The 13,308-nt window shown below is 32.8% G+C and carries 11 protein-coding genes; 9 read left to right on the forward strand and 2 right to left on the reverse strand.

Translation table 11 applies throughout. The features are described 5' to 3' along the window. Window positions 1–30 precede the first annotated feature (30 nt). The 6 genes from purH (at window position 31) to rodA (ending at window position 7,234) form a co-directional block, all read left to right on the forward strand. Window positions 31–1,563 (forward strand): bifunctional phosphoribosylaminoimidazolecarboxamide formyltransferase/IMP cyclohydrolase, encoded by a 1,533-nt coding sequence (gene purH / locus ACZ451_RS01905; RefSeq protein WP_464215391.1) that lies wholly within the window; start codon window positions 31–33, stop codon window positions 1,561–1,563. A 54-nt stretch (window positions 1,564–1,617) separates the two neighbouring features. Beyond that, entirely contained in the window at window positions 1,618–2,646 is a 1,029-nt protein-coding gene (locus ACZ451_RS01910) for a rod shape-determining protein (RefSeq protein WP_464215392.1), read from the forward strand. A 37-nt stretch (window positions 2,647–2,683) separates the two neighbouring features. After that, on the forward strand, window positions 2,684–3,517 hold the full coding sequence (gene mreC, locus ACZ451_RS01915) for a rod shape-determining protein MreC (protein WP_464215393.1): 834 nt from the start codon (window positions 2,684–2,686) through the stop codon (window positions 3,515–3,517). A gap of 151 nt (window positions 3,518–3,668) precedes the next feature. After that, complete coding sequence (locus ACZ451_RS01920; RefSeq protein WP_464215394.1) at window positions 3,669–4,013, forward strand: hypothetical protein; 345 nt, start codon at window positions 3,669–3,671, stop codon at window positions 4,011–4,013. A gap of 76 nt (window positions 4,014–4,089) precedes the next feature. After that, a complete protein-coding gene (locus ACZ451_RS01925; RefSeq protein WP_464215395.1) occupies window positions 4,090–5,964 on the forward strand; it encodes a peptidoglycan D,D-transpeptidase FtsI family protein in 1,875 nt (624 codons plus the stop codon). Then, entirely contained in the window at window positions 5,954–7,234 is a 1,281-nt protein-coding gene (rodA, locus tag ACZ451_RS01930; RefSeq protein ID WP_464215396.1) for a rod shape-determining protein RodA, read from the forward strand. The genes ACZ451_RS01925 and rodA overlap by 11 nt, the downstream gene beginning before the upstream one ends. Here the strand turns inward: rodA and ACZ451_RS01935 are convergent. Further along, window positions 7,231–8,034: a DNA/RNA non-specific endonuclease gene (locus ACZ451_RS01935; protein WP_464215397.1), complete on the reverse strand. Its 804-nt coding sequence runs from the start codon at window positions 8,032–8,034 to the stop codon at window positions 7,231–7,233. The two genes, rodA and ACZ451_RS01935, sit on opposite strands and share 4 nt — an antisense overlap. 169 nt (window positions 8,035–8,203) lie before the next feature. Between ACZ451_RS01935 and ACZ451_RS01940 the strand changes: the two genes are divergently transcribed. Continuing rightward, window positions 8,204–9,766: a protein adenylyltransferase SelO gene (locus ACZ451_RS01940; protein ID WP_464215398.1), complete on the forward strand. Its 1,563-nt coding sequence runs from the start codon at window positions 8,204–8,206 to the stop codon at window positions 9,764–9,766. Between the two features lie 57 nt (window positions 9,767–9,823). Here ACZ451_RS01940 and ACZ451_RS01945 read toward each other — a convergent pair whose 3' ends face one another. Then, window positions 9,824–11,956 (reverse strand): carboxy terminal-processing peptidase, encoded by a 2,133-nt coding sequence (locus tag ACZ451_RS01945; RefSeq protein ID WP_464215399.1) that lies wholly within the window; start codon window positions 11,954–11,956, stop codon window positions 9,824–9,826. Window positions 11,957–12,148: 192 nt separating this feature from the next. On the opposite strand from ACZ451_RS01945, the gene surE reads away from it, so the two are divergent. After that, complete coding sequence (gene surE, locus ACZ451_RS01950; RefSeq protein WP_464215400.1) at window positions 12,149–12,928, forward strand: 5'/3'-nucleotidase SurE; 780 nt, start codon at window positions 12,149–12,151, stop codon at window positions 12,926–12,928. Next, window positions 12,925–13,206, forward strand: a complete 282-nt coding sequence (locus ACZ451_RS01955; RefSeq protein ID WP_464215401.1) for a hypothetical protein — start codon at window positions 12,925–12,927, stop codon at window positions 13,204–13,206. The genes surE and ACZ451_RS01955 overlap by 4 nt, the downstream gene beginning before the upstream one ends. Window positions 13,207–13,308 lie beyond the last annotated feature (102 nt).

Consider the following 13,308-nt stretch of genomic DNA (forward strand, 5'->3'; position numbering starts at 1 on the left):
AATTTTGCATTTTTAATTTAAGGAACCTAAATGAGCACTTCAAAAAAAGCAACTTCAGCATTAATTTCTGTATTTCACAAAGACGGTCTTGCACCAATTGTTAAAAAATTAGATGAATTAGGCGTAACCCTATATTCTACTGGTGGAACCGAAAAATTTATTAAAGATTTAGGGATCGCTGTTGTTCCTGTTGAAGATGTTACCAGTTACCCCTCTATTTTAGGAGGCCGTGTAAAAACATTACATCCAAAAGTTTTTGGTGGTATTCTAAATCGTCAAGACAATGAAAAGGACCAAGCTCAATTAGCAGAATTTGATATTCCACAATTGGATATTGTTATTGTTGATCTTTATCCTTTTGAAAAAACAGTAGCCAGTGGAGCATCAGAACAAGATATTATAGAAAAAATAGATATAGGCGGTATTTCTTTAATTAGAGCTGCTGCAAAGAACTATAAAGATGTCTTATGCGTGTCATCTATGGAAGATTATGATGAGGTTTTAGATATCATAACTAAAGGTAATGGAAGTACTACTTTAGAAGAGCGCAAGCATTTTGCAGCTAAATCTTTCAACATCTCATCGCATTACGATACTGCTATTTTTAATTACTTTAATAAAAATCATGAAATTGCCGCATTAAAAGTAAGTGAAACTAATGGAAAGGTGTTACGCTATGGTGAAAACCCGCATCAAAAAGGATTCTTCTTTGGAGATTTTGATGCGATGTTTAATAAACTCCACGGAAAAGAACTATCGTATAATAATTTACTAGATGTAGATGCCGCTGTAAATTTAATAAATGAATTTAAGAATGATGCACCAACATTTGCTATTTTAAAGCATAATAATGCCTGTGGTTTAGCACAAAGAGACACCATACATCAAGCATACGTAGATGCTTTAGCTGGTGATCCTGTTTCTGCATTTGGTGGTGTTTTAATTGCTAATAAAGAAATAGATTTAGCTACAGCAAATGAAATACATAGCCTGTTTTGTGAAGTGGTGATAGCACCAAGTTATACCTCAGACGCTTTAGAGGTCTTAAAAGGGAAAAAGAATAGAATTATTCTCATCCAAAATGAAGTAGCTATGCCAGAAATGATTGTAAGAACCTGTTTAAACGGAATGCTACTCCAAGAAAAAGATCATAAAACAGATGCCGCTTCCGATTTAAAAACAGCAACAAAAATAGCACCTACTACAGCAGAAGTAGAAGATTTAATATTTGCTTCTAAATTATGTAAGCACACAAAATCGAATACTATTGTTTTAGCAAAAGGAAAACAATTATGTGCAAGTGGAACTGGGCAAACCTCACGCGTTGATGCATTGAACCAAGCGATTCATAAAGCAAAATCTTTTAATTTTGATTTAAATGGAGCCGTTATGGCAAGTGATGCTTTTTTCCCATTTCCAGATTGTGTAGAAATTGCGCATAAAAGTGGTATAACTAGCGTTATCCAACCAGGCGGATCTATAAAAGATCAGCTCAGTATAGATTATTGTAATGAAAATAATGTTTCTATGGTAATGACTGGCACACGTCATTTTAAACATTAATTTTGTTCTTTCGTCTATAAAACTTACTTTTAATCTGGAACCAAATACATATCAATGGGATTTTTTGATTTCTTAACAGAAGAAATAGCAATAGATTTAGGAACAGCAAACACGCTTATCATCCATAATGATAAGGTTGTAGTAGACAGTCCGTCTATTGTTGCTAGAGATAGAATTAGTGGAAAAATAATTGCAGTTGGTAAAGAAGCCAATATGATGCAAGGAAAAACCCATGAAAATATTAAAACAATTAGGCCCTTAAAAGATGGTGTAATTGCAGACTTTGATGCATCTGAAAAGATGATCAATATGTTTATAAAAAACATACCTGCATTAAAGAAAAAATGGTTTCCACCAGCCTTACGAATGGTTATTTGCATCCCTTCTGGAATTACCGAAGTAGAGATGCGCGCCGTAAAAGAATCTGCAGAACGGGTTAATGGTAAAGAAGTATATCTTATTCATGAACCTATGGCTGCTGCAATTGGTATTGGTTTGGATATTATGCAACCTAAAGGTAATATGATTGTTGATATAGGGGGTGGTACAACAGAAATTGCCGTTATTGCTTTAGGAGGTATTGTTTGTGATAAATCTGTAAAAATTGCAGGTGATGTATTTACAAATGATATTATTTATTACATGCGTACGCAACACAATCTATATGTTGGAGAGAGTACTGCTGAAAATATAAAAATAAGTATCGGTTCTGCAACAGAAGATTTGCAAACACCACCAGATGAAATGTCTGTACAAGGTAGAGATTTACTAACAGGAAAACCAAAGCAAGTACAGATATCTTATAGAGAAATTGCAAAAGCCTTAGACAAGTCTATATTAAGAGTAGAGGATGCTGTAATGGAAACCTTATCACAAACACCTCCAGAATTAGCGGCTGACATCTATAATACGGGTATCTATTTAGCAGGTGGAGGTTCTATGTTAAGAGGTTTAGATAGGCGATTATCACAAAAAACAGATCTCCCTGTCTACATTGCAGAAGATCCTTTAAGAGCAGTAGTACGAGGTACAGGAATTGCATTAAAAAATCTTGATCGCTACAAGAGTATTTTAATTAAATAAGAGGCTCGCAAGCATCAGAAGAAAAACATAAAAGTGAATGCAACAGATTATTAAATTTATAATCCACAACAAAAACTTACTATTTTATTTGTTTTTATTGTTCGTTTGCCTTGCTTTTACTATTCAATCACATTCTTATCATCAATCAAAGTTTTTTAACTCTGCCAATTGGTTAACGGGTGGCGTTTATCAAACTTCTAGTAATATTTCTTCCTATTTTAATTTAAGTGAAGAAAACCAAGAGTTGCTAGAAGAAAATAAACGTTTGCGTAGTTTACTATTTAATACAAAAGATAAACATCAAATTAAAATTGACACTATAAAAACCGATTCTACAAAACTAGATTATTATACCATTTCTGGTAGAATCATAAAAAATAGCTATACGCGTTTAGACAATTATATTACCATCAATAGAGGAACTGAGCATCAAATTACTGAAGATATGGGAGTAGTAACTCCTAAAGGAATTTTAGGGATTGTAACAAACACAAGTGCTAATTTTGCAAAGGTGCAAAGCATTTTAAACAGAACCTCTAGAATAAATGCTAAAATAAAAAATACTACTAGCTTTGGATCTTTAACGTGGAATACAGAAGATTATACTACAGTACAATTAGAAGATATTCCCAAACAAGCAACTTTAAAAGTAGGAGATACCATTTTAACTGGTGGAGAATCTAGTATATTTCCAGAAAATATTGCTATTGGCACCATAAAAAACTTTGATTTAAATTCTTCGAAAAGTTTTTATACCATTGATGTATTGTTATTTAATGATATGACCAGTGTAAAAAATGTATACCTCATTAAAAATATTTATCAAGAAGAGATAGAACTTTTAGAATCTGAAAATACAAATGGGCAGTAATTTCTATTTTATTAATAGCATCAGATTTATAGGTCTTGTACTTTTACAAGTACTCGTTTGCAATAATATTGGTTTTTTAGGCTACATCGACCCAATTATTTATATCTTATTTATTTACTGGTATCCCATTAAGCAAAATCGTGCAATTTTTATGGGAATCTGTTTTTTATTAGGGTTTAGCATCGATTTATTTTCGGATACCCTAGCCTATCACACTGCAGCCTCCATTACAATAGCGTATTTAAGACCTACTATTATGCGTTTTTGCTTTGGAGTAAATTTTGAATTTCAAAGTTTTAAATTATCCAATACTACAACTATACAAAAATTAACTTTTTTAGCGTTATTAATTGTAATACATCATATTGTTTTTTTTAGCTTAGAGATATTTAGCTTTTCTAACTTTATATTAATTTTAAAAAGGGTACTAATTGTTGGTAGTATCTCATTAATATTGTCTATTCTTTTAAGTGCCCTTTTTAGCACAAAAGAGTAATAAAGTTATACAAGCAAAAACTATTTAAGTACTATTTTACGTATTTTGTTAAGTATTGTAACCAAATTCATCAACGATGAAAAAATTGCTTTTATCATCCATTATAATTATCATAGGGATTTCCTTTTTAGGAAGACTTTCTTATTTACAAGTATTCCAGTATTCTCCTGCTCAAGTATTAGAAGACTCAGCCATAAAACCCATCTATGATTATCCAGAACGCGGCTATATTTATGATAGAAATGGGAAGCTTTTAGTGGGGAATCAACCTGCTTATGATGTGATGGTGATCCCCAGAGATGTAAAAGCCTTAGATACTTTAGAGTTTTGTGGACTTATTGGCATAGACAAGGAGCGCTTTGATAAACAATTATCTAGAGCTAAACATTATTCTACAAGACTTCCTTCTGTTTTGGTATCGCAACTTTCTAAAAAAGATTATGCTAAGCTACAAGAGAAAATGCGTAAATACGAAGGTTTTTATATCCAAAAAAGATCGTTACGGGAGTATGCCACAAAAAGTAGTGCTAGTGCTTTAGGTTATATTAGTGAGGTAAATGTTAGTGATATTAAAAAAGACCCCTATTACAAGCAAGGAGAACTTAAAGGTAGAACTGGTGTAGAGAAGCAATATGAGGATCTTTTAAGAGGAAGAAAAGGAGTAAAATACATCCAAAAAGATCGATTTAATAGAGAAATAGGGCCTTATAAAAATGGTGCCTTAGATACATTACCCATCCAAGGAAGCGAAATAACCATAACACTTGACAAAAGATTACAAGAATATGGCGAACGTTTAATGGTTGGTAAAAGAGGCGGTATTGTTGCTTTAGAACCTTCTACTGGAGAAATTTTAACTTTAATTTCTGGTCCAACCTATGATCCTGCCTTGTTAGTTGGGAGAGAACGTTCTAGAAACTACACCAAATTGTATAACGATTCTATAGCAAAACCCACTTGGAATAGAGCATTGTTAGCACAACCCTCTCCTGGTTCGCCTTTTAAAATTATGAATGCCTTGGTAGCTTTACAAGAAAATGCAATTGTTCCTCAAACCAGAATAACTTGTCATCATGGGTATTATGTGGGAAGTCAAAAAAAAGGATGTCATTGTGGTGGTGGTGTAAGAGATTTAAACAAAGGGATACTAACCTCTTGTAACGCGTATTTTGCAAATACATTTCGAAAAATTTATGAAAAATTCCCAACCACAGATGAAGGTATGGATGTCTGGGAAAAACATATTAAAAGTTTTGGTTTAGGTAATTTCCTTGGATCTGACCTTCCTACCGGTGCACGTGGTAGAATTCCTGGAAAAGCATATTATGACAATGCTTATGGAGACAATAGATGGTCTTCTTCTTTTATAATTTCTAATGCCATTGGACAAGGAGAAGTTGCTGCAACTCCAATCCAATTAGCAAATATGACGGCAACCATTGCCAATAGAGGTTATTATAAAATTCCACATATTTTAAAGAAAGTCAATGGAGTTCCTATAGACGATCCTAAATATACCCAACCGCAACAAACTACCATAGACAAGGAACATTTTGAACCTGTAGTAAACGCTATGGCAGATGTATACCGAAGTAATAGGGGTACTGCCAGAGGTGTTAGAATTCCTGGGATAGATATTGCTGGAAAAACAGGTACTGTAGAAAACTTTACCAGAATAGATGGGGAACGCACCCAACTTACTGATCATTCAGTTTTTATAGCTTTTGCCCCTGTAGACAACCCTAAAATAGCAATAGCTGTTTATATAGAAAACGGTTACTATGGCGCTCGTTATGCCGGACATATTGCATCACTTTTAATAGAAAAATATATAAAAGGAGAAATTACCAGAAAAGATCTAGAAAAAAGAATGCTAGAAAGAACATTAGAGCATGAATATGCAAAACCCTATAGTGGAGAACCGTTTAGAATAAACGAATATGCTTGGTAAAAGTCTCTTAAGACGTTTAGATTGGATTAGCATACTTATATTTATAGCACTCGTTGGTATTGGGTGGGTAAACATCTACTCTAGTACTTTTTCAGAAGACCAAACAACGGTTACGCTTTCTACTATATATATAAAACAATTAGTATTTATAGGAATTGACTTTGTTCTAATTCTTATTATTTTAACCCTAGAAAGTCATTTTTTTGAACGCTTTTCCAGTGTTATTTATGTTATTATACTCCTAATGCTATTAGGGCTCTATGTATTTGGAACTACCATAGCCGGAGCTACTTCTTGGTATAATTTAGGTTTCTTTAATTTACAACCATCGGAGCTGGCTAAAGTTGCTACGGCACTAGCTATAGCAAAATACTTAAGTGACATACAAACCGATATTAAAAGAAGAAAAGACCAGCTATATGCTTTTTTAATTCTATTAATTCCGGCCATATTAATAATTCCACAACCTGACCCAGGAAGTGCATTAGTCTTTTTTTCTTTAGCTTTTGTACTCTTTAGAGAAGGAGTACCCTTATTCTATTTATGGATTGGCTTACTATCCATTTTAACATTTATATTTACTTTAATGTTTGGTACCATCTGGATTGCTATTATTTTAGGCATCTTCCTAGTACTGTTTTTTCTCTTAAAGAAAAAATCATTTAAAGTTCCTATACTTCCCATTGTACTATTTTTTATTAGTACAATACTATTTTCATTATCTGTAAATTTTGTTTTTGATAATGTTTTTGAACAACGCCATAGAGATCGTTTTAGCTTATGGTTACGCTTAGAGAAAGATCCTAAAAAACTAGAAGAGATTCGTAAAAGTATTGGATACAATACCTACCAATCCGAAAAAGCTATTGAATCCGGAGGTTTTTTTGGAAAAGGTTTTCTAGAAGGCACACGAACCAAAGGAGATTTTGTACCAGAACAACATACCGACTATATTTTTAGTACCGTAGGAGAAGAATGGGGTTTTATTGGCACTACCACAGTTATTATTCTTTTTTCTATGCTGCTATTACGCCTTGTATATTTATCGGAACGGCAAAAAAACCCATTTAGTAGAATGTATGGCTACGGCGTAGTTTCTATACTTTTAATACATTATTTTATAAATGTAGGGATGGTTATTGGTATTTTACCCACAGTAGGTATACCCCTACCCTTTTTTAGTTATGGTGGCTCTGGCTTATTAGGTTTTACCGCCTTACTCTTTATTTTTATAAAAATGGATACCAACCGATTGAAAGAAGGGTTTTAAAATTTCCAGTTCGTAGCTTGTATTTTTTCTTCGAGCTTGGTTTCGGCAGTTTCGTTAAGTTCTTTAAAAAAATCGATTCCTGTCCGTTTTTCTATTTCATCTATAGGTACCGTAAACCTTCTGAGTTCTTTAGTACTTTCTTCGTGTTCAAAAAGAAACCCTATTGCTTTTAAGTTTTTTTCTTGCCCTCTCACCACAATTTTATAAAAGTAGTTTGGCACACTTACATCTTCATCTCCAATTTCTTTTAAACCACTTTCTAAAACGCCTCCTGTAATTACATACACCGTTCCATATACTTTTGCCCAATACCGTACTTGTTGCTCTAGCCTATTCCAAACACCTGCGTTAAATGCATTGTTTTGCGGTGTAATATTACTGGTATAAAAAGTTTCGTTATATGCATACTCAGAAAACCTACGATCACCCGCTGGGCATAAATGCCCTCTATCATAACCAGACCTTCTATAATTACGCCAATCTGCAGATTTTGTTTTCACTTTTGGATCTTCAATAAAATGAGGCCTTTTTCTATCATCATATGTTAAATGACTTTTATCTAAAGTATAGGCTACCCATTCTGCTTGTTCGTATTTTTCGTGATACGAAAGGGAATAATTATGATGATGTACTATTGATTTTGTTGTAGAACTTGGCATAATATACTTTGGAATAGAAAGATGTACCGTTCCATTTTCTTGTGGTTCAGAATAGGTATCTGGCGTATAGAAGTTTTCAAAAGCCCAAAAACCAATAATACAAATTAGCGTTAATATGGTGTAAATCGTTTTTTTATTCATTAGGATTTATGTCGCTCCAAGCTCAAAAATACATTAAAAAAACTGCATCAATCTTCGTTTTTTATTAACACTAAATCATTAGCATATGGTAAAATTCCCTATTACATTTGTATTAAAGACCTGTATTACAACATTATCATGTCTACTCAAATTGCTTAAATAGTATAAAATGAATATCACTTTAAACGATACATTTTCTAAAGAACTACCTTCTGATCCAATTTTGGAGAACCATAGAAGGCAAGTAGAAAAAGCATGTTTCTCATTTGTACAACCTAAAAAAACAAAGTCTCCAAAACTCATTCATAGCGCTAAAGAAATGCAACAAGCATTAAACTTAACAGATAAGGATATCAATTCTGATGCTTTTTTAAATTGTATTACTGGTAATGAAATATTAAAAAATGCAAAACCTTATGCGATGTGCTATGGCGGACATCAATTTGGTAATTGGGCTGGGCAATTAGGTGATGGAAGAGCCATAAATTTAGGAGAAACGGTAACTAATGGAAAGCGTTGGGCTTTACAATTAAAAGGTGCAGGAGAAACACCTTATTCCAGAACGGCAGATGGTTTAGCCGTATTACGCTCTTCAATTAGAGAATATTTGTGTAGTGAAGCAATGCATCATTTAGGCGTCCCTACCACTAGAGCGTTATCTTTAGCTTTAACAGGAGACAAAGTTTTACGTGATGTGTTGTATAATGGAAATCCTGCTTATGAAAAAGGTGCCATTGTCTGCCGTGTAGCACCCTCTTTTCTACGCTTCGGAAACTATGAAATTCTAAGCGTTAGACAAGACACAAAAACGTTAAAAATACTTTTAGACTATACAATTAAGCATTTTTTTCCGGAAGTTAAGTCGAAAGGAAAAGAAGCTTATTTAGAATTCTTTGCCAAAGTAGTACAAAGTACCTTAAATATGATTATTCATTGGCAACGGGTAGGCTTTGTGCATGGGGTAATGAATACCGATAATATGTCTATCCTTGGGTTAACCATAGATTATGGCCCCTATGGCTGGTTAGAGGCTTATGACGATGGATGGACACCGAATACTACAGACAGGCAACATAAAAGATATCGCTACGGAAATCAGCCTAATATTGGGCTCTGGAATCTATATCAATTAGCAAATGCACTATACCCAGTAATTGAAGATGCAGCTCCTTTAGAAGCTATTTTAGAGTCTTATAAAGAAAATTATGCCGTGCAATATCTAGAGATGATGAAAGCCAAAATTGGACTTTTTACTATAAACAAAGATGATGCGTCTTTATTAAATTCTTTAGAAGAATTTTTACAAATTACGGAGACAGATATGACTATCTTTTTTAGGAATTTAGGGCTTATTAAAAAAGAAGTTACAGCTTCTTTTCTTGATCAGATCAAAGATGCTTTTTATACCCCAGAAGAAATAGTTGGCACTACATTAGACAAATGGAAAGAATGGTTTAATTTGTATGAGAAAAGACTACAACAAGAAGTATTATCTGATGAACAGCGAAAGGAAAAAATGGATGCTGTTAACCCAAAATATGTGCTGCGGAACTATATGGCGCAGCTAGTTATTGAAAAAGCAGAAAATAACGATTATAGCTTAATAGAAACCTTCTACACGCTGTTAAAAAAACCATATGCAGAACAAAAGGAATATGAAGAATGGTTTGCCAAACGGCCAGATTGGGCACGAAACAAAATAGGGAGTTCAATGCTTTCTTGTAGTTCTTAAAAACAAAAAATCCACTAAAATAGTGGATTTTTTGTTTTTTATCTTTTTGTATAAAGCTTATCCTTTAATATGTTGTGCTACTTTAATATTTGAGTTAGCAACTTTTTTTAGATCTTCAAGAACATTTACTGCTTCTTCTACATATACATCTTTTCGTAACTCCTCGTGCCAACGGGCACGTTTTTCTTCTAAAATAGGATCTTTTTTAAAGAGTTCTTTTTCGTATTGTAATGAGGTAAACGTTAGTTTAGAATCATAAGAATTTAATTTTTTAAAGTATTTAGACTTCTCGTCATTCTTTTCCTTTTCAACTTTATAATCGCTATACTTTAAAGAAACAATGTTCTGATCTTGTTTTTCTTTGAGCCACTTCGCATTTTCGTCTATTAGCATTAATTGCTCATTAGCTTGCATACGCTTAGCACTATTTGCTATTGTATTTTCATAATCAATATAACCTTCCCAAACATTATATTCTGCTGGAGCAATTTTATCCCAAGCTAAAGGATTTTGCTGATCTCGCTCTCCTATATCTATATAACTATATTTATCTGGAACAACCACATCACTTTTAACACCTTCTAATTGCGTAGAACCTCCATTAATTCTATAAAATTTTTGAGTTGTTAACTTTATAGCCCCTAAATCTCCCTGATCATTACTACGAACAATTCTATTTAATGGGATTACATTTTGTACTGTACCTTTTCCAAAGGTTTGTTTACTACCTATTACAACAGCCCTTTTATAATCTTGCATTGCTGCTGCTAGTATTTCTGATGCAGATGCAGATAATTCATTTACTAAAATTACTAATGGACCATCCCATTGCACTCTATCATCATTATCTACGTGTACTTCTCTTTCATTATTACTAGAACGCACTTGAACTATTGGGCCATTTTCTATAAATAAACCAGCCATATCCACAACTGTCTTTAAAGATCCTCCACCATTATCACGTAAATCTAAAATAAGACCTTCTGCACCTTCTTTTTTTAAACGCTCTATTTCTTTTGCTACATCACTAGCTGCATTACGCTCTCCGTAATCATTAAAATCAACATAAAACTGTGGCAAATTAATTAGACCAAATTGAGTATCTTTTTTAATAATATTAGCTGTTTTAGCAAAAGACTCTTCTAACTCTACTACATCTCTTGTAATAGAGATAATTTCAACAGAACCATCAATTTTTTTCATTGTTAAATTAACAATAGTACCCTTAGGCCCTTTTATCAATTTTATGGCATCTTCTAAACGCATTCCAACAATACTAACTGGCTCTTCACCATCTTGACCAACTTCTACAATTTCATCTCCAACTTCTATTTGTTTATCTCTCCAAACGGGTCCGCCAGATATAATTTGTGTAATTTTAATTCCATCTTTACGCTTTTGTAGGCGTGCACCGATACCTTCAAATTTCCCAGACATTCTAGTATCAAACTTTTCTTTTTCCTCTGGGGCAAAATAAAAGGTATGCGGATCAAACTCTTCTACAATAGTATTTAAATATTGTACAAACCAATCTTTACGTTGCAAGTCTCCAATAGCATCAAAATACTCATCTAAGGTTTTTTCAGTATCCACACGTGCTTCCTTTTCTACTTCAGATTTTTTAGGAACAGTAAACTTAGCATCATCTTTTTTCTTCTTCTCATTGCTCGTTAAAATCTCATCATAATTCCCTAAAGAAATATACTTAAGCTGTTTTCTCCATCGTTCTTTTAAATCTTTTTTAGCCTTAACAAATGCTTTTTCGTCATATTCAATATTAATATTTTCAGATACCGTATAATTAAACGATTCCTTTAAAACTTCTTTGTAGATTAATTTAGCATCAGCTATTCGCTTTATAAGCCTTTCGTGCACAAAATTAAAAAATGTAATTTCAGTATTCTTTATTTGATCGTCAATTTGAAATTTATACTTTTCAAATTCTTTAATATCACTTTCTAAAAAGTAACGTTTTGTAGGGTCTAAACCATCTATAAAATGCTCAAATACATTAGCTGAAAAATCGTCGTTAATATCTTTAGGGTTGTAATGTGCTTTTTCTAATGCATAAGAAATAAGATCTAGTAATAATTTATCCTTATCATCATTATTAAAAGACTTATTTGTAAAACTGCAGGATGCTACTGCAACCAACATGGCTAAAAGTACGTAGGCTAATTTATTTTTCATGTATTAATTTTTTGTCATTACTAAAATCCAGAAAGGAAACTTTTATTCTTATGTAATCCTTAATGTATTATGAATCCTCTAAGATAATGAAAAAACCGTGCCACAAAAATTCAAGAAACTAAAATTTTTGTTAAACAGTTTACAAAGTTAATTCTTATGAAAAACGTATTTTTACTCCTTAAAGTATATAAAATGCAAAAACCTTTAATTTTAGTTACTAACGATGATGGAATTACTGCCCCAGGCCTACGTTCATTAGTTAGTTTTATGAAGGATTTTTATGATATTATAGTCGTGGCACCAGATAGTCCACAGTCTGGAATGGGGCATGCTATTACTATTGACAAGACCCTGTTTTCTAAAAAAATCCTTATTGATTCGGAAAGTGGTACTCTTGAAGAATATAGCTGTAGTGGCACCCCTGCAGATTGTGTAAAATTGGCCATTAGAGAGCTCTTAGACCGAAAACCTGATTTGGTTATTAGTGGTATTAATCATGGTTCTAATTCTAGTATTAATGTTATCTATTCTGGAACGATGAGTGCTGCTATTGAAGCGGGAATTGAAGGAATACCTGCTATTGGTTTTTCGTTATGCGATTATAGTTGGGAGGCAGATTTTAGCCCTGCTAAAGAAGCTATTCAAAAAATTGTAAAAGAAGCTATTGAAAACGGAATTCCAAAAGATGTTGTTTTAAATGTAAACATTCCTAAATTGGTTAAAAAAGATATAAAAGGAATTAAAATATGCCGACAAGCGAGAGCAAATTGGAAAGAAGAATTTGATAAACGTGTAAGCCCAATGGGAAAAGAGTATTACTGGCTCTCTGGCGAGTTTGAACTTTTAGACAAAGGAACTGACACCGATGAGTGGGCCTTATCACAAGGCTATGTCTCAATAGTTCCTACTCAGTTTGATCTTACAGCACATCATGCGATTCAACATATTAATAATTGGAATTTATCAGAATGAATAAAAAAGAAGTTATCATTGGTTTTTTTGTAGGCATTATTGCCAATACTATAGGCACATTGCTTTACATTCTTATATTTTCTGAATATGGTATTCAAGAAACCTATGAAGCAGCTGTTTCGCAGGATCATGTAGGCAGCTTATTAGCCTTAGGAGCAATTCTTAATTTAATTGCTTTTTTTGGATTTTTAAAGCTTAAAAGAGATTTAAGAGCTAGAGGTGTTTTATTAGCTACGGTAATAACTGCTTTGTTGATTATGTATTACAAAGTTTTTTAGAAAGCGAATTGAAAAAGAAAACTATCTCTAAGTTAAACCTTGGAGCTTTTTAAATCTCGATTATCAAGTAAATTTCAGTATTTGTGAACATTAGCCATTAAA

The sequence above is a fragment of the Allocellulophaga tsushimaensis genome, from assembly GCF_055383085.1.